Source organism: Paractinoplanes bogorensis (genome assembly GCF_018829635.1).
GTDB classification, from domain to species: Bacteria; Actinomycetota; Actinomycetes; order Mycobacteriales; family Micromonosporaceae; genus Actinoplanes; species Actinoplanes bogorensis.
Genome location: NZ_JAHKKG010000018.1, coordinates 76,814 through 92,801 on the forward strand (window position 1 = coordinate 76,814; position 15,988 = coordinate 92,801).

Below are 15,988 nucleotides of genomic sequence, written 5' to 3' on the forward strand. Positions count from 1 at the left end.
AATGGTGGTGCCGCACCGGTGACTCCGGTGCGGCACCCGGGACAAGGAGAAGGCGAATGTCCGCCACCACCGTCGAAGCGCCACCGGCGCGGCCCGGCGGCCGGGTGCCCGAGGTGCGCCCGCCCCGCGAGCGGCGCCACGTGTGGGCGTACCTGCTGCCGGTCTGCGTCGTGTCGACGCTCGTGTTCGTCGTGCCGCTGCTGTTCACGATCTGGACGGCCACCCACGACACCAAGTACTACGAGATCGGCGCGTTCAACGGCCTGAGCACGATCTCCGCGATGTTCGCCGACGACCGGCTGCTGTCGCAGGTGCTCATCACGCTCGGCTTCGCCGGCGGGGCCCTGGTCATCGCGCTGCCGCTCGGGCTGCTGTCGGCGATCGCGCTCAACCGCGTCCGCCGGCTCAAGCGCACCGTCCGCAGCCTGTTCCTGCTGCCGTGGCTGATGTCGCAGGCCACCGCGGGCACGATCTGGCTGTGGTTCCTCAACCCGAACTTCGGGCCGGCCACCGACCTGACGAACCGCCTCGGACTGGGCTCCACCGATGTGTTCTCGAGCCCGGGACCCGCGTTCCTCGCCATCACTCTGATCACCGCCTGGTGGTCGTACCCGCAAGCGATGCTCTTGTTCCTCGGGGCCCTGCAGACTGTGCCGGTCGAGCTCAAGGAGAGCATGCAGGTCGACGGCGGCAACGCCTGGCAGACGTTCCGCAACGTGACGCTGCCGTTCATTCGCAACACCGTGGTCTCGGTCGCGGTGGTGCTGCTGATGCTCTACGTGCAGATGGTGACGATCATCCTGGTCACCACGCGGGGCGGCCCGCTCGGCGGGACCGAGACGCTGGCGATGCGCACCTACAACCAGATGTTCGTCGGGTACGACATGTCCGGCGCCGCCGCCTCCGCGCTGCTGCTGTTCGTCATCAACGTGGTGCTGACGCTGGTAGCCGTGCGATTCCGACGCAGGGAGACGCTGTGACAAGCCGGGCCATGACCGCCGTCCGGGCCCTCCCGGTCTGGCTGACCACGCTGATCCTCGCGGTGCTCGTGCTGCCGCCGGTGGCCTGGATCCTCTCGACCTCGCTCAAGCGCGACGCCGACACGGTCGCCTTCCCGCCGCGCTGGATCCCCGACCCGTTCTCGTCGGCCCAGTATTCGGGCATCTACACGACGACCAACCTGCGGTTCTTCTCCAACTCGCTGATCCTGGCGATCGGCTCGATCGCGCTGGCGCTGCTGATCTGCGTGCCCGCCGCCTACGCGGCGACCCGGTTCCGCAGCCGGATCACCGAGACCGTCATGACACTGGTGATCGTGCTGGCCATGGTGCCCGGCATCGTGGTCTTCATCGCCCTGTACGCGATGCTCGTCGGCACCTCGCTGATCAACACGTATCCGCTGCTGATCGTCGTGTACACCGCGATGATCTCCGGGCAGGTGATCCTTTTCCTGCGCAGCTTCTTCGAGGGCATCCCGCTCGAGCTGGAGGAGGCGGCCGCGCTCGACGGGTGCGGCCGGCGGCAGATCGTCATGAAGGTCGTGCTGCCGCTGATCCGCCCCGGCATCGCGGCGGTGGCCGTGTTCGTCTTCGTGTTCGTGTGGAACGACTTCCTCGTCGCGACCGTGCTGTCGACGTCGGAGGACATGAAGACGGTGCAGAACGGCATCGTCCGCTACATCACCACCGGCTACGGCAACTTCTGGGGCCTGTTCGCCGCGTTCGTCGTGGTCGGGTTCGCACCGGTGCTGGCCGCCTTCGCGATCTTCCAGCGCTGGTTCGTCGCCGGCATGACCTCGGGCGGGGTGAAGGGATGACCGACCTCAGGGGTGAAGGGATGAGCGACCTCAGGGGTGAAGGGATGACCGCGCGGGTGGCGGTGGTCGGTGCCGCCGGCTGGGCCGGCAGTCGCCAGCTCAACGCCTTCGCCGAGGTGGGCGCCGAGATCGTGGCGGTCGTCGACCCCGCCATCTCGTCCACCACGATCGACGAGCTCGACCCGGCCGGCGTCGACCTGGTGGTCGTCGCGCTGCCGACCCGGGCCCAGCCCGCAGTCTGCGCCGGCCTGCTGGGCCGCGGCTTCCGGGTGCTGTGCGAGAAGCCGGTGGCGGCCGACCCGGTGCAGGCGCGGGAGCTCGCGTCGGTGCCGGGCGCGGCCGACCGGCTGATGATCGGCTACATGCTCCGCGAGCACCCGGCGTTCGAGATCCTGCGCGACTGGGTCTCCACGGTGGATGTCGAGGCGGCGTCGATCCGTACGGTCGCCCGCAAGACCGAGGTCGGCTCCTGGCGGGCCGATCCGCGCGAGGGCGGCGTCGTGGTGGTGAACGCGGTGCACGCGCTCGAGATCGTCGGCGCGCTGATTCCCGGTGAGCCCTCGGTGCTGGACGTGCGATCCAGTTCCGGCCTGTACGGGTCGTCGGTGCCGGAGATGGTGCACGCCGCCTACCGCATCGGCGACGGTCCGCTGGTCCGTCTCGAGGCGTACTGGTCGCCGTGGGACAACGCCGAGGGCCTCAACGACGGCGACTGGGACCTGTCGGTCGACCTGATCGCACGGCAGGGCCGGCGGTACTGGCACAACTGGACCATCGAGGCGTGGGACCGCGACGGCGACCGCGAGGTGCGCACGCTGCCGGAGGAGGACCTGTTCGTCCGGCAGGCCCGCACCGCGCTGAAGTTCGCCGCGGGCGGGCGTCCCTCGGTGGACGTCGAAGCGGCACTGCGGCCGACCGAGTTGGCGGCCGCGATCAACGGGGAACTGGAGACGTCGGCATGAACAAGGCCAGGACGATCGTGTTCGGCGCGGCCCACTGGCACGTCCCGCTCTACGTCGAGGCGATGACCGAGGTGCACGACGTCGTCGGTGTCAGCGAACCCGAGGCGGACGTCACCGGACTGTTCCCGGGTGTGCCCCAGCTCAGCGACGACGAACTGCTGAAACTTCCGGACATCGAGCTCGCGTACGTCTTCGGGCCGCACGACCGGATGGCCGGGCGCTGCCTCGAGTTGATCGAGCGCGGCATCCCGTTCGTGGTCGAGAAGCCACTGGGCACCTCTTTGGACGAGCTGGAACGCGTACGGGAAGCCGCCCGCGCAGCGGGTGTGCCGGTCACCGTGCCGCTGGTCCAGCGCGATGCCGCCGTCGACCGGTGGCTGCGCAAGGCCGGCGCGCCGGTCTATCAGCGGACCAGCTTCATCGCCGGACCGCCGGAGCGCTACCTCCGCAACGGCAGCCCGTGGATGCTCGACCAGGCCCGGGCCGGCGGTGGCTGTCTGGCCAACCTCGGGCCGCACTTCGTCGACCTGTTCCTGACCGCGGCCGGCGAGCGGACCGCCGAGGTGCGCTCCTCGCTGCTGTCGACGCTGCACGAGGGCAAGGTCGAGGACCACGCCACGCTGCTGCTGACCACGCCGGGCGGTCACGAGGCGGTGATCGAGGTCGGTTACGCCTTCCCGGACGCGCCGGCCAAGCGGTACTGCTCGTTCACCTCGGTCGGGCGGGACGGCTTCGCGGCGGTCAACTCCGACGGCTCGGCCACCTTTACCAGCACCGCCGGGGAGACCGAGCAGGCGATGCTCGACGTGGACAGCGACACCATGTACGGCCCGTTCGTCCGGCGGGTGGCGGAGACGCTCGGCGATCGGTTCGCGTCGATGGCCACGCTCGACGACCTCTACGATGCCATGACCATCATCTGGCGGGCGTACGGAGAGCAGCCATGACGCAACCCAGCATCGACGAGGTCGCGCGGGTGGCCGGGGTCCACAAGTCGACCGTCTCCCGCGCGCTGTCCCGGCCCGAGGTGGTGCGCGAGGAGACCCGCGAGCACATCCTGCGGGTGGCCGAGTCGCTCGGCTACGAGATCAACCCGCTCGCGGCGGCGTTGCGGCGCAAGAGCTCCAACCTCGTGCCGCTGATCGTCCCGGACATCACCAACCCGTTCTTCGGCGAGCTGGCCAGCACCATGACGGCCGCCGCCGAGGAGCACGGCTACCGGCTGGTGCTGTGCGTGACCGATGGCGCCGACGAGCGTACGGGCGCATATCTGGAGTCGATGCAGAATCTGTACGCGCCGTTCGGCATCATCGCGCCGTCGACCCGGATAGACCCCGAGGCGCTGCACCGGTTCCCGCTCGGCAAGCGGGTCGTGGTGGTGGACAAGTTCGCCGACGGCAGCGGGGTCCCGACCGTCACCATGGACAACGCGCGGGGCATCGAGCTGGCGTTCGAGCACCTGCGCGGGCTCGGGCACCGGTCGATCGCGTACGTGTCCGGCATCAGCGGCACGTACACCGCGGCCGAGCGCCGCGCCGCCTACCTCGCGCTGGCCGAACAGCCTCTCCTGCTCGGGGAGGGCACCCAGCCCGGCACCGGCAAGCGGGCCGCCGAGGAGTTCCTGGCGCTGGCCGAACGGCCCACCGCCATCGTGGCCGGCAACGACATGGTGGCGTTCGGCGTGATCGCGGAACTCGGGAGCCGTGGTGTCGGCGTACCGGGAGATGTCTCGGTCGTGGGGTTTGACGGTCTTGCCCTCGGAGAGCGCTACAACCCCGGGCTCACGACGGTGCAGCAGCCGATCAACGAGATGGGCCGGGTCGCGATCGCTCTGGCCCGCAACCTCGTGGACAACGGCGAGGTGGGACACGTCGTGCTGGAACCATCGATGACCGTACGCGGATCGACCGCGCGGGTGCCCGGATGAGCCCCGTGCTGTCCGGCGTGAAGTACGTCGACCACTGTGCGTTCACCGTCCCCGACCTCGACGAGGCGACCGCGTTCTTCCGGGACGTGTTCGGGGCCGAGGAGCTCTACCGGTCGCGTCGCGGGCCGGACGCCGAGTTCATGCCGTTGCACTTCGACGTGCCCGCCGACGCCTCGCTCGAGCTGGCCATGATGCGGATGCCGCCGAACCTCAACATCGAGCTGTTCCAGTGGTCCGGCACCGGCCGGCGCACGGAGTTCCCCCGGCACTGCGACGCCGGCGGGCACCACCTGTGCTTCGTTGTGGACGATGTCGACGACGCGATCACCCGGCTGCGTGACGTTCCCGGCGTACGGGTCCTGGGCCACCGCAAGGAAGTCGGCCCGGACAGCCCACGACTCGCCGGCACCCGCTGGACCTATCTGACCGCGCCCTGGGGACTGCTGATCGAGATCGTCGACCGGTCCCGCGTGGTCACACCCCCGGACCTCGTCGGTCCGCCCCCGCCCGAATCGAAAGGCACCACCACATGAGAATCGCCGGCCACACTCTGGGGACGCCGGACCAGACGGTTCCCGAGGCCCTGCGGCTGTTCCGGGGCGCCGGTCTGGACGCGGCCGAGGTCATCCTGCAGGACGGATACCGGTCCGGCATCGCGCCCGGCGACCCGCGGGCCGTCGCCGATGCGGCCGCCGCGGCCACGGGTGAGGGCGTCGACATCGTCGCGCTCACGCCGTACACCATGGACATCAACGACCCCGGCGAGACCGTCCGTTCGCGGGCCGTCGACGAGCTCAAGCACGCGGTCGACGTGGCCGGTGAGCTCGGCGCCGGGCGCATCCGGGTCTACGCCGGACGCTGGCAGCCCGGCCGCCCGGACGAGGCCGCGCACTGGGCCGCGCTGACCCGCTCGCTGCAGGAGCTCGGCGCGTACGCCGACGGCACCGGCGTGCATCTGTGCGTGGAGAACCACTTCGGCACGATGACGCAGAGCGCGGTGGCGACGGCCAAACTCGTCCGCGAGGTCGGCTCGCCGCACGTCCGCGTCCTCTACGACCAGGCGAACCTGACCTTCACCCACGACGAGGGCTACGAGCCGGCACTGGCCGTGCAGGGCGACCTGATCTCGCACGTACACGTGAAGGACCTGGTCTTCACCGACGCAAACCAGCCGTTCCACGCGGCCGGCACCGCGCGCGTCGAGGCCGAGGAACGCGCCGTACGTTCGCGGGTGGTCGGCGACGGAATCCTTCCGTGGCAGGCGATCCTGGGCTGCCTCCAGGAGCTCGGCTACGACGGCATCCTGTCGCTCGAGTACGAGTACCGCTGGCACCCGCAGGACCTGCCCGATCCGGCCGAGGGCTTCCGTCGCGGGGCCGAAGCGGTGCGGGCGATCCTCGGGCGGCTCGCGTGAGCCGGCTGCGCGTCGGAGTGGTCGGCGCCGGCAACATCGCCACCATCGCGCAGCTGCCCACGCTCGTGCAACGCCCGGACGTCGAGCTGGCCGCGCTGGTGTCCCGCCGCGACGATCCCGGCCCGCTCCAGCGCCGATGGGGATTCAACCGCGTTTTCCGTACGGTGCCGGAAGCGCTCGACGCCGGTGGACTCGACGCCCTGTTCGTGCTCACCCCCCGCGGCGAACACGCGTCGGCCGTCGAGGCGGGGCTGCGCGCCGGGATCGACGTGTTCTGCGAGAAGCCGCTCGCCTCGACCGTCGACGATGCCCGCAAGCTCGCCGATCTGGCCGACGAGACCGGGCGGATCCTGATGGTCGGGTTCAACCGGCGGTTCGCGCCGAGCTACGAGGCCGGGCGGCTGGCGTTCGGTGCGTCCGGCGTCGACCTGTGCGTGGCGCAGAAGAACCGGGCCGGCTCGGAATACCGCGCCACCTTCGAGAACGCCATCCACATGATCGACCTGCTGCGCTGGTACTGCGGCGGCGAGCCGGTGCGAGTGGCCGCCACGGCCTACGGGGACGACCCGTGGCAGGAGGACGGACTCTCCGCGCACATCACCTTCTCGACCGGGAGCACCGGGATTCTGGTCGCCGCCCGTAACGCCGGCGCGTGGTCGGAACGCTTGGAGGCGTACGGGAAAATGACGACCGCCCGCATCGAGGCGCCGGACTCGGTGGCCATCACCGCCGGGGGCGTCACCACTGTGCGCACCATGAGCGCCGAGGCGTACGGCTGGTCCACTGCTACTCAGACGCTCGGGTTCGCGCAGGCGGTCGGGCACTTCCTCGACCGCGTCGCCGACCGGGAACAGCCGCTGACCTCGGGGCGCGAGGCCCTTCGTACGCAGGAACTTCTTGATTTGATCTTGGAGACGGCCGGACTGCCCACGCAGGAGCAGCCGGGCCGGGAATGGACCAGCCATGCCCAACGATGAACCCATGATCGTCCTGGTCACCGGCGCCGCCGGCGGCATCGGGCAGGAGGTCGTCGCCGCCTACCGCCAGGCCGGCCACACCGTGGTCGGCGCCGACCTGGCCGGTTCGGACCTCGAGCTGGACGTCACCGACGAAGAGCGGTGCCGCGAGGTGGTGGCCGAGACCGTACGCCGCCACGGGCGCATCGACGTGCTGGTGCATGCGGCCGGGGTGCTCGGTAAGACTCCGGACCCGTTCGCCACGAGCACGGCCGAGTTCGAGCAGATCATGCGGATCAACGCGACCGGCACGTTCACGATGGTGCGCGAGGTGGCCACCGTCATGCGCGACCTCGGCACCCGCGGCTCGATCCTGCTGTTCTCGTCGGTTGCGGCCAAGGAGGCCCGCGCCGACTACCTGCCGTACAACGCCAGCAAGCTCGCCGTCCTGCACATCATGTTCTCGATGGCCGGTCTGCTCGGTCCGCACGGCATCTCGGTCAATGCGGTCTCGCCGGGCCCGGTCAACACCGCCATGTGGTCACAGAAGGCGGCCGACTCGGGCGCCGCCGACGACGCGCGCCGTGCCCGCGCCCTGCAGCTGCCCATGCGGCGGTTCGCCGAGCCGGACGAGGTCACCCGGGCCGTTCTCTTCCTCACCGATCCGGCCAACCGCTACATCACCGGCGTCTCGCTGGACGTGGCCGGCGGCGCGCACCTGGGCATCGGAACCTGACCTGTTCAGGCGCTCAGGGCCTGGGCCGGCTTGGCCATCAGGGCGCCGCACTCGTCGGCTGACATCGGCCGCGCGAGCAGATAACCCTGGCCGTAGTGAAAGTTCATCTCCCGCAGCCGGTCCAGTTGATCTTCGGCCTCGATGCCCTCGGCGACGGCCTTGAGTCCCAGGTTGCCGGCGAGCTGGGAGACGGCGGCGGCGATCGCGTGGCGGCCGCGGTCGGTGCCGTCGACGAAGGACTTGTCGAGTTTGATGATGTCGACCGGGAACGCGCGCAGCAGGCTCAGCGACGACTGCCCGGTGCCGAAGTCGTCCAGCGCCAGCCGGATGCCCATCCGGTGCAGACGGACCAGGGCCTCCTGAACGTGCGGGCCGTCGACCACGGCGGACTCGGTGATCTCGAGGATCAAGTTCTCCGGGCCGAGACCGGTCTGTTCGAGGGTGTCCGCGACGAGGTCGGCGAAGCCCGCCTCGCGGAGCTGCCGCACGGCGACGTTGACGTTGATGGCTTGGATCGCCGTGCCCGGATGCTCACGGCGCCAGCGCGCGAGGGTCGTGCAGGCCTCGCGCAGGACCCAGGCGCCGATCGGGACGATCAGGCCGGAACGTTCCGCGATCGGGATGAAACAGGCCGGGGAGACGAGACCCCGGTCCGGGTGCTGCCACCGGGCCAGGGCCTCGGCGCCGTGGATCCGCCCGGTGTGCAGGTCGAAGATGGGCTGGTGGACCAGCCTGAGCTGGCCGTGGTCGATGGCGTGACGCAGTTCGCCGGCGATGCGGGCGTGTTCGGTCATGTCCTGGCGCATCCGGGGCTCGTACCGGACCCAGGTGGCCTTGCCGGAATCCTTGGCGGCGTACATGGCGATGTCGCCGTTGCGCAGCACCTCGTCGGCGGAGTCGCCGGGGCCGGCCGACGCGATGCCGACGCTGCCGTGCAGCATCAGCTGCAGCTCGCCGGACTGGACCGGCTCGCCGAGGGCGGCCTGGGCGCGGATCGCGGCCTGCTCGGTGACCGCCGGATCGGTCGAGGGCAGCAGGACGGCGAACTCGTCCCCGCCCAGCCGGGCGACGAGTTCGGCCGGGTCACTCGTCTGCCGGAGACGCTGGGCGACCTGGCACAGCAGCTGATCGGCGGCGGCCGGGCCGAGCGTGTCGTTGATCTTCTTGAAGTCGTCGATGTCGATGATCAGGGCGGTGGCCGGGCTGGCCGCGTCCAGGCGTTCGGTCAGGGCGACGGCGAACGCGGTACGGCTGGGTAGTCCGGTGAGCGCGTCGCTGAGGGCCAGCTCCTGCAGGTCGGCCTGCTGGCGGCGGATCGTGGACAGGGCCGCCGCGTGTTCCCGTACGGTAAGAAGCTGTCGCACCACCAGGATGGTCGCGATCAGCACGGCACCGATGATCACCGCGCGGCCGCGGGCCTCCATCTCGCGGGCCGACACCAGGATCACCAGGGTGGCGACCACCGACACGGCGACATGCTGCAGCGGGTCGGCCAGGGACGCCCGCCCCCGGCGCCCGCGGCGGACCGCACCCGAGTCGGCCAGCGACTGCCGGTACGCCGCGGCGCACATCGTCAGCCCCACCAGCGGGTAGCCGAGCACCGACAACAGCAGCATGCCCAGAGCCGTGCCCTGAAGGAAGACAAGCACCGCGGCCAGGCCGATGACCGGGGTCAGCGCGAGGATCGCCAACGCCCCGGTGTCGACCGGGCCCTCGGGGTTGACCGCGGCCCGTCCGAATACCACGAGGGCCAGCAGGCAGCCGACACCCACGACGGCGGCCGCCACTCGCGTCCCCACCGACACTCCGGCGCCCTGCCCGTTCAGCAGGATGTAGCTGAAGAACACGCTGCCGCAGACGGCCACCGCGGCGCCGTCCAGCACGAGGCGCATCCAGTCGACCCGGCTGCGCGGGTGCAGCGGCAGGTGCCGGAAGGCCAGCATCGCCACATTGAGGCTGAGCAGCGTCGGCACCGCCTCGTACAGCGGCATGCTGACGCCGTCGTCGGCCGCGCTGACGGTCGCGGCGACGGTGCTGAGGAACAGGACCGCGGCCGAGCCGGACCACAGCCGCCAGAAGCCCCGTTTGGGCCCGGCCGGGGCGTTCCGGCCGGCGGCGCGGTAACACGAGAGGGCGGCGGCGAGCAGGACGACCGAGCCGCCGAGGTTGCCGAGGGCCAGGTCATCGGGATCCCGTACGAAGAGCCAGGTCGCCGCCCCGGCCAGGGCGAGGACGGCGATGAGCACGGGAGCGAGCCCCGGGGCCCGCGCTTGATCGAGTCGACTCATCACCACTCATCCGCTGCGCCCAGAGGGAACACTCCGTTCCACCCATCGGCCGGCCCGCAACGGACCTGAGCCTCCCTGGCCCCACGGCGTAATGGGCATGGCTGGGGCGCGACACTAGTACGCCGACGCGGGACCCGGCTGCTGGTTCGCCGAATCTCCGCGTCGGAACGGGGCGGACGGTGCAATGGTGGGATGGACTTCGCGGAGCTCAGGCCGCAGACCCGGGTCACCGGGCTGGCCCCGGCCGCGGTGGTCACCATCGTGGCGGTGACCATGCACGGCCGGGATGCCGCTTCGATCGTCTACCGGCACGGCAACGGCAAACTGGGCGAGGACCTGCTGCTCCGGTCTCACCTCGAGCGCCTGGCGCCGGTCACCGCGGAACCCCCGGATCCGCTGTCGACCGGCTATTCGCCGATGGCGATCGGGAACGACGACGGGTGGGCGGCGTATGTCGGGCGGGCCTGGGTCGCGGTCGCCGATGTTCGCGGGAAGCATGTCGCACCGCCGCTGCCGGCCGCTATGCGGAGCCCGCGGAGCGGCCCGTCCCTGGGCGGCTCCAGTCAAGGCCACGCCTACTGGCGTCCCCTTCTCCACCTGCTGGTCATGGGTCTGGGCTGGCGGTCGGTCCGGGTCGGGCTGCGGCGCTGGCTGGACGCGGGGTCGCCGACCGACAGTCCGGTCCTCGCCGTCGTCGACCGCTGGTGGGGCCCGTACCTTCCCTCGTTCATCGGCTCCAGCACGGCGGCCAGCACGGATGACTATCTGCGCGGGTTCTTCGACGAGCACGCCGCGCCGGTCCGCTCCGAGGCCGTGCCGCAACGATGCCTGGAGGATCCGGACTGGGATCATCTGTGGTCGGGCGGCACCGATCCCATGCATCTCGCCTTTCATTTTCACTGTGACCTGCAGTTGGCTGGGGAGCCGACCGGCTTGACGATCGGTGCCGATGAGACGCGTCGGGCATGCCTGCTGACCGATGCGTACGCGGGCTGGTACTCGACCTTGTACGCATCCGGGCTCACGCAGAACTCAGTGGGCGCGTCGTGGCGCGTTGATGTGGTCGTCAAGCCGCTCGGCTGGCTCGGTACCTATCGCATCTCGCGGGACACCGGTGCATGGTTCTCCGGCCGGCATCGCTGGCATGCTCTGGGATGGTAGGTACCGTGCCGGCTCCGGTCAGCTGACGGTGAGGGCGGTGTCGTCGATGACGAAGGACGTCTTCAACGAGGAGTCCTCGACGCCGGTGAACTTGAGGGTGACGGTCTGGCCGGCGTAGGCGGCCAGGTTGTACGAGCGCAGCGTGTACGCACTGGCGTTGAGGTTGGAGAAGACCTGCAACGTGGTGGTGCCGACCTGGACGGTCAGTTTGTCGTACTGGGTGGTGGTGGTCGTCTCGGCCGTGCTGATCTTCAGGTAGAAGGACAGCGTGTAGGCGCTGCAACCGGCCGGCAGGGTCACCGACTGGGACAGGGTCTCGGTGCGGGTCGAACCGTAGCCGTTGAGCCACGCGTTGCGGGTACCGGTACGCGGTGCGCCCTCGCCGGTGTTGGCGCCGATGACTCCGGTCGAGGCGGTCCACGGGGCCGTCGCGGTCTCGAAGCCGGGGTTACCGAGCTTCTGTCCGGGGCTGCCGCACGCGCCGGTCCCGTTGACCGTCAGCGTGTACGAAGCGCTGTGGCTCACGGAACCCGTTCCGGTCACCGTGATGGTGTAGGAGCCGGCCGGGGCGGCCGCGGTGGTCGCGACGGTCATGGTGGACGATCCGCCGGACGTGACCGACGCGGGGCTGAAGCTCACCGAGACGCCGGAGGGAGCGCCGGAACTCGTCAGCGTGACGGTCTGCGCGCTGCCGGCCGTGGTGGCCGTGTTCACGGTGGTCGTGGCCGAGGAACCGGGGTTCACCGCGGCCGTGGCGGGGCTGAGCGACACCGAGAAGTCGTTGGCCGTCGTGGTTCCCGTGGTGAGGGTCCAGACGGCGTACATCTCGGCGTTGGCCCAGCGGCCCAGCGAGGTGGTGTTGATGTTCGACGGGTACGAGTCGCAGGCCCGGTGGTAGCACGGGTCGTACGGCTGGCCGGCGGTTCCGCCCCACTTGGTCACCTGGGCGCTGGTCTTCGTGAAGCTCGCGCCGGTGGAGTTGATCGAGGACGGGATGCCCGCGTTACGGAACGAGCCGTCGTCGCTGCAGCATTCGGTCGAGGTCTCGGTGGGTACGTTGATCGAGGTGAAGTATTCGCGCAGCTTGACGGCCACGGCGTCGGTGCCGGTCACGAAGTAGCCACCGTTGGTCGAGGCGATCATGTCGAAGGTGCCGTACGCCTTGATCGCGGTCCGCTGGGCCGTGGTCAGCGAGTTGACGTAGAACTTGGAACCGATCAGGCCCTGCTCCTCGCCGGCCCACCAGCCGAACCGGACATGGTTCGTCATGGTCGGGTTGTTCGCGGCGAGCACCAGTGCGGCTTCGAGCAGTGTCGCCGTACCGGAGCCGTCGTCGTTGATGCCGGGCCCGGCCGCCACGCCGTCGGAGTGGGCTCCGAACATGTAGGTGTTGCTGGTGTTGCCGCCCGGCCAGTCGGCGATGATGTTCTTGGCCGAGCCGCTGCAGGTGGTGCAGGTCTGCACGGTGACGGTGTACCCGGCCGCCTGCAGTTTCTGCTGGAGGTAGGTCGTCGTCGCGGTGTGCCCGGCCGTGCCGGTGGCCCGGTTGCCGCCGTTGCTGGTCGCGAACGTCTGCAGTTGTTGCAGGTGGGCGTTGACGTTGGCGACGTTGACGGCGGGCGGAGCGGCCAGCAGGGGAGAGGGTGCGGCGGCCGAGGCTGCTGCTGGGAGGGCGCCGAGCGCCACCGTCGCCGCGACGAGAACAGCCGTCATCGCTCTGAGTCTCATGAGGGGGCTCCTAGGTTCGAGGCCGATTGACGGCTGGCCGTAGGAGAACAGGTGCGCGCCACCATGCACAAGATATCGAAACACTTATATTGCTGAGCGACCGCTGACGCGCGGATGACGTTGCGTTGACGCTCCGGATCTATGGTCCCGGCATGTCAGCGTTCGGTGACGCGCTCATGCGCAAGCTGCATGCGCCGGGGGGCGTCGAAGACCTGCTCTTCCCGGCCGGTGCGGTGCGCCTGGCCCGGGTGCGCCAGCTGCTCGGGCTGCTGCACAGCCTGCCCGCGGCGATCGTCCACGACGTAGTCAAGCTCGAGGCGACCGGCCTGGTCTTCCAGCGGCCGTTGTTCCGCGCTCGCCGGATGATCGGTACCCGGGTGCGCACCCAGCCCGACCACGCGCACACCGACGTTCGTCTCGACGAGCGCGACGGCGGTGGCCCACCGGAGTGGATCGACCTGTCGGTGCGCCTGCACGTGACCGTCGTTCTGGAGCTGGACAGCGCCGCCGTCGAGTCGATCGCGCTGGGTGACGTCGGCGAGTACGACACCCTGGAGGAGTTCCGCGGAAAGTTCCGCTACCTCGACCTCGACGGCTATCTGGCCCGGCACCACGTCACCACGGTCGACGAGCTGAAACGCTCCTACCGGCACCTGCTCGGCGACATCCGGCTGGCCGCGCCGCCGGCGTTCGATCCGGCCGACCCGGCCAACCAGGTGAGCCGGACGCTGGATCTGGCCGTGCTGGCCCGCGACGACGCCGACCTGACCGGCGCGCTCCGGCAGGCCCGCCTGGTGGCCGACCTCGCCGAACGGGCGATCGCGTATCCCCATGAGACGAATGCCGCCCTCGCGCCGGTGCTGGTCTTCCCGGACACCGTCGGCATTCCGGACGAAGAGCTGGCGGCGTTCTTCTCCGACCAGGACGTCCTGGCCGTCAAAGCAGCGCCGTGAGGAGACGCCGATGACACCACCACGCCCGAAGAAGGCCGTCGAGGCCGAGCCCGGGGAAGAACCCGAGGAGAAGCAGGAACAGGTTCAAGAGCCGCCGCCCATGTCGTACGCGCAGCAGGTCGCACTTCGGCGCAAGCTCCGGGAGAAGTACCACTGAAGGGAGCACCATGCCCGTCCGGTACATCAACGTCAGATCGAACGTCGAGATGTTCTCCCCGGTCGTGCGCGCGACCGGCAACGTGGCCGTGATCGGCACCGCCCCGTCGGGCACCGACGCGGTCGCCGTGGCGATAGCCGACATGTCGGTGGCCAACGCCACCTTCGGCCCGGCCACGCTCCCGGACCCGCAGCCCGGGAACCCGGGAAAGACGAAGCCGAACTCGTCGCTGACCCAGGCCCTGTCCACCCTGTTCGGCCAGTCGCCGGGCCCGGGCCAGGTCTTCGCGATCAAGGCGGCCGGCACGTCGACCGGTGCCGTGGCCGACCCGTCGGCCGCGCTGACCACGGCCGAGGACCTGGACGTGCAGTTCGTGGTGCTCGCCGCGACGCCGCTCGACACCAACACGGGCGCGGACACGGCCGCGATCGGCAAGCTGGCCGAGCATGTGGTGCGGGTGTCCGAGCGCGGTGTCGAGGGCCGCGAGCGGATGGGCGTGGTGATGCTGGTCAAAGGCGCCTCCGATCCGGCTGTGGTGACCGGCAAGGGCAAACTGGTCAGCGACCGTATGGTCTACATCGCGCACAAGAGCGACGACGACGCGGCGGCCGCCGTGGCGGGCACGATCGCCGGCTATCCGCCGCACATCTCGATGCTGCTGAAGCAGGTCGCGATCAGCAGCGCGCCGTTCAGCGCCACCGACATCGACAAGATCAACCAGAGTGAGGACTTCGGGAACCCGCCGAAGGGCAACGGCGTCAACTGGCTGGTCGACCCGGTCCTGATCGCCGGGGGCGGAGTCTTCCTGGGCGAGGGCTACACCGGCAACCCGGGCGGTGGCACGAAGTACATCGATGTGCGGCGCACGGTCGACGACATCTCGTTCAAGCTGAAGGCCCGCCTGATCCGGGCGATCGGCAACCTGCGGATCAGTCGCTCGGGGCTGCGCGCGTTGACCGTACAGCTGGAAGCGGTTCTCGATCCGCTGGTCGGCGACGAGGTGATCGACGGCTACTCGATCGACATCCCGATCCTGGACCTGCTCGACGCGGATCCGGCCGCCCTGACCGCGGCGCAGCTCCAGGCCATCCAGAACGCCCAGGCCGACCGGATCGCCCAGATCCTGGTGACGGTCGACTACGCCGGGGCGATCCACCGCATAGCCCTGGCCCTCAACTTCGTCTAGGGAGCGGGTAGACATGCCTGACTGGAACACCCGGCTGGAGATCCGCCTCGGCAACACGATCGTGGCACCGATCTCCCAGTTCACCCCGACGTTCAACGTGCCGCACACGGTCATCCACTCGATCGACGACGACAACGTCGGCTATGTGCGGCAGCCGCAGACCTTCACCTTCACCATGACCGTGCAGGCCATCGCCGCCGTGGTCGCCGATCTGACCGAGCTGGCGATCAACGGTACCGAGTTCGAGATCACGGTCAGCGAGAAGAAGGGCACCGACTGGGCGTTCAAGTCGCTCAAGTTCGGCCGCTGCGTCATCACCTCGGCCAACCCGAGCAACGTCGTCATCGACGGTGCCCCCAGCGCCAGCTTCAACTGCATGTCGCTGCGTCCGGGCGTCGAGTCGTGACCGACTCCGACGCCGATTCCGGTGCGGACGAGGGCCTGCTGATCGTGCCCGCCTTCGAGGCCGGCGGTCGCGTCGAACGTACCGGAATCGCCCTCGTGCACGAGGGTGAGCACATCGTGCCCGCGGCCGGAAGCGAGGCGGTGATCGGCCCGGGTGGCCCGTCGCAGCAGGTGGTGTGGACGTTCCCGGTGGAGGTCGAGGTGGTCGGCGAGCTCACCGCCGCGCAGGTCGGGGCGGTCACCAGGCAGGTCTTCGACGAACTCGACATGGCCCTGCGGCGGCGGACCGGCGGGTGACG

At 69.9% G+C, this 15,988-nt stretch carries 17 protein-coding genes; 15 read left to right on the forward strand and 2 right to left on the reverse strand.

All coding sequences use genetic code 11. The features are described 5' to 3' along the window. The first annotated feature begins 56 nt into the window (after nucleotides 1-56). From KOI35_RS42510 to KOI35_RS42550, 9 genes are read left to right on the forward strand one after another with little or no spacing between them, the layout of a single operon-like run. Nucleotides 57-980 (forward strand): carbohydrate ABC transporter permease, encoded by a 924-nt coding sequence (locus KOI35_RS42510; protein WP_215795419.1) that lies wholly within the window; start codon nucleotides 57-59, stop codon nucleotides 978-980. Beyond that, nucleotides 977-1,816, forward strand: coding sequence for a carbohydrate ABC transporter permease (locus KOI35_RS48660; RefSeq protein ID WP_215795420.1), 840 nt, complete (start codon nucleotides 977-979; stop codon nucleotides 1,814-1,816). Before KOI35_RS42510 ends, KOI35_RS48660 begins: the two co-directional genes overlap by 4 nt. Nucleotides 1,817-1,860: 44 nt before the next feature. Continuing rightward, nucleotides 1,861-2,778, forward strand: a complete 918-nt coding sequence (locus KOI35_RS42520) for a Gfo/Idh/MocA family protein (protein ID WP_215795421.1) — start codon at nucleotides 1,861-1,863, stop codon at nucleotides 2,776-2,778. Continuing rightward, the gene (locus KOI35_RS42525) at nucleotides 2,775-3,725 is read left to right on the forward strand and encodes a Gfo/Idh/MocA family protein (protein WP_215795422.1); all 951 of its coding nucleotides are present in this window, start codon (nucleotides 2,775-2,777) and stop codon (nucleotides 3,723-3,725) included. Before KOI35_RS42520 ends, KOI35_RS42525 begins: the two co-directional genes overlap by 4 nt. Then, nucleotides 3,722-4,705, forward strand: a complete 984-nt coding sequence (locus KOI35_RS42530; RefSeq protein WP_215795423.1) for a LacI family DNA-binding transcriptional regulator — start codon at nucleotides 3,722-3,724, stop codon at nucleotides 4,703-4,705. The genes KOI35_RS42525 and KOI35_RS42530 overlap by 4 nt, the downstream gene beginning before the upstream one ends. Then, nucleotides 4,702-5,238: a VOC family protein gene (locus KOI35_RS42535; RefSeq protein WP_215795424.1), complete on the forward strand. Its 537-nt coding sequence runs from the start codon at nucleotides 4,702-4,704 to the stop codon at nucleotides 5,236-5,238. The genes KOI35_RS42530 and KOI35_RS42535 overlap by 4 nt, the downstream gene beginning before the upstream one ends. Continuing rightward, nucleotides 5,235-6,119 (forward strand): sugar phosphate isomerase/epimerase family protein, encoded by an 885-nt coding sequence (locus KOI35_RS42540; RefSeq protein WP_215795425.1) that lies wholly within the window; start codon nucleotides 5,235-5,237, stop codon nucleotides 6,117-6,119. The genes KOI35_RS42535 and KOI35_RS42540 overlap by 4 nt, the downstream gene beginning before the upstream one ends. Continuing rightward, nucleotides 6,116-7,096 carry a Gfo/Idh/MocA family protein gene (locus tag KOI35_RS42545; RefSeq protein WP_215795426.1) on the forward strand — a complete coding sequence of 327 codons (981 nt, stop codon included), beginning with the start codon at nucleotides 6,116-6,118 and terminating at the stop codon, nucleotides 7,094-7,096. Before KOI35_RS42540 ends, KOI35_RS42545 begins: the two co-directional genes overlap by 4 nt. Further along, on the forward strand, nucleotides 7,083-7,811 hold the full coding sequence (locus tag KOI35_RS42550; protein WP_215795427.1) for an SDR family NAD(P)-dependent oxidoreductase: 729 nt from the start codon (nucleotides 7,083-7,085) through the stop codon (nucleotides 7,809-7,811). Before KOI35_RS42545 ends, KOI35_RS42550 begins: the two co-directional genes overlap by 14 nt. Before the next feature lie 5 nt (nucleotides 7,812-7,816). Here the strand turns inward: KOI35_RS42550 and KOI35_RS42555 are convergent, their stop codons facing one another. Then, a complete protein-coding gene (locus tag KOI35_RS42555) occupies nucleotides 7,817-10,099 on the reverse strand; it encodes a putative bifunctional diguanylate cyclase/phosphodiesterase (RefSeq protein ID WP_215795428.1) in 2,283 nt (760 codons plus the stop codon). A gap of 192 nt (nucleotides 10,100-10,291) precedes the next feature. Between KOI35_RS42555 and KOI35_RS42560 the strand changes: the two genes are divergently transcribed. Then, entirely contained in the window at nucleotides 10,292-11,260 is a 969-nt protein-coding gene (locus tag KOI35_RS42560) for a DUF8742 domain-containing protein (protein WP_215795429.1), read from the forward strand. Nucleotides 11,261-11,278: 18 nt separating this feature from the next. On the opposite strand, the gene KOI35_RS42565 is transcribed toward KOI35_RS42560, so the two are convergent. Further along, the gene (locus KOI35_RS42565) at nucleotides 11,279-12,973 is read right to left on the reverse strand and encodes a M20/M25/M40 family metallo-hydrolase (RefSeq protein WP_246614689.1); all 1,695 of its coding nucleotides are present in this window, start codon (nucleotides 12,971-12,973) and stop codon (nucleotides 11,279-11,281) included. 167 nt (nucleotides 12,974-13,140) lie between these two features. Here KOI35_RS42565 and KOI35_RS42570 point away from each other — a divergent pair, with 167 nt between their 5' ends. From KOI35_RS42570 to KOI35_RS42590, 5 genes are read left to right on the forward strand one after another with little or no spacing between them, the layout of a single operon-like run. Further along, nucleotides 13,141-13,941: a hypothetical protein gene (locus tag KOI35_RS42570; protein WP_215795431.1), complete on the forward strand. Its 801-nt coding sequence runs from the start codon at nucleotides 13,141-13,143 to the stop codon at nucleotides 13,939-13,941. 10 nt (nucleotides 13,942-13,951) lie between these two features. Beyond that, nucleotides 13,952-14,098: a hypothetical protein gene (locus KOI35_RS42575; RefSeq protein WP_215795432.1), complete on the forward strand. Its 147-nt coding sequence runs from the start codon at nucleotides 13,952-13,954 to the stop codon at nucleotides 14,096-14,098. 10 nt (nucleotides 14,099-14,108) lie between these two features. Continuing rightward, the gene (locus KOI35_RS42580) at nucleotides 14,109-15,284 is read left to right on the forward strand and encodes a hypothetical protein (protein ID WP_215795433.1); all 1,176 of its coding nucleotides are present in this window, start codon (nucleotides 14,109-14,111) and stop codon (nucleotides 15,282-15,284) included. A 13-nt stretch (nucleotides 15,285-15,297) separates the two neighbouring features. After that, entirely contained in the window at nucleotides 15,298-15,690 is a 393-nt protein-coding gene (locus KOI35_RS42585; RefSeq protein WP_215795434.1) for a hypothetical protein, read from the forward strand. Further along, nucleotides 15,687-15,986 (forward strand): hypothetical protein, encoded by a 300-nt coding sequence (locus KOI35_RS42590; RefSeq protein WP_215795435.1) that lies wholly within the window; start codon nucleotides 15,687-15,689, stop codon nucleotides 15,984-15,986. The genes KOI35_RS42585 and KOI35_RS42590 overlap by 4 nt, the downstream gene beginning before the upstream one ends. Nucleotides 15,987-15,988: the final 2 nt, after the last annotated feature.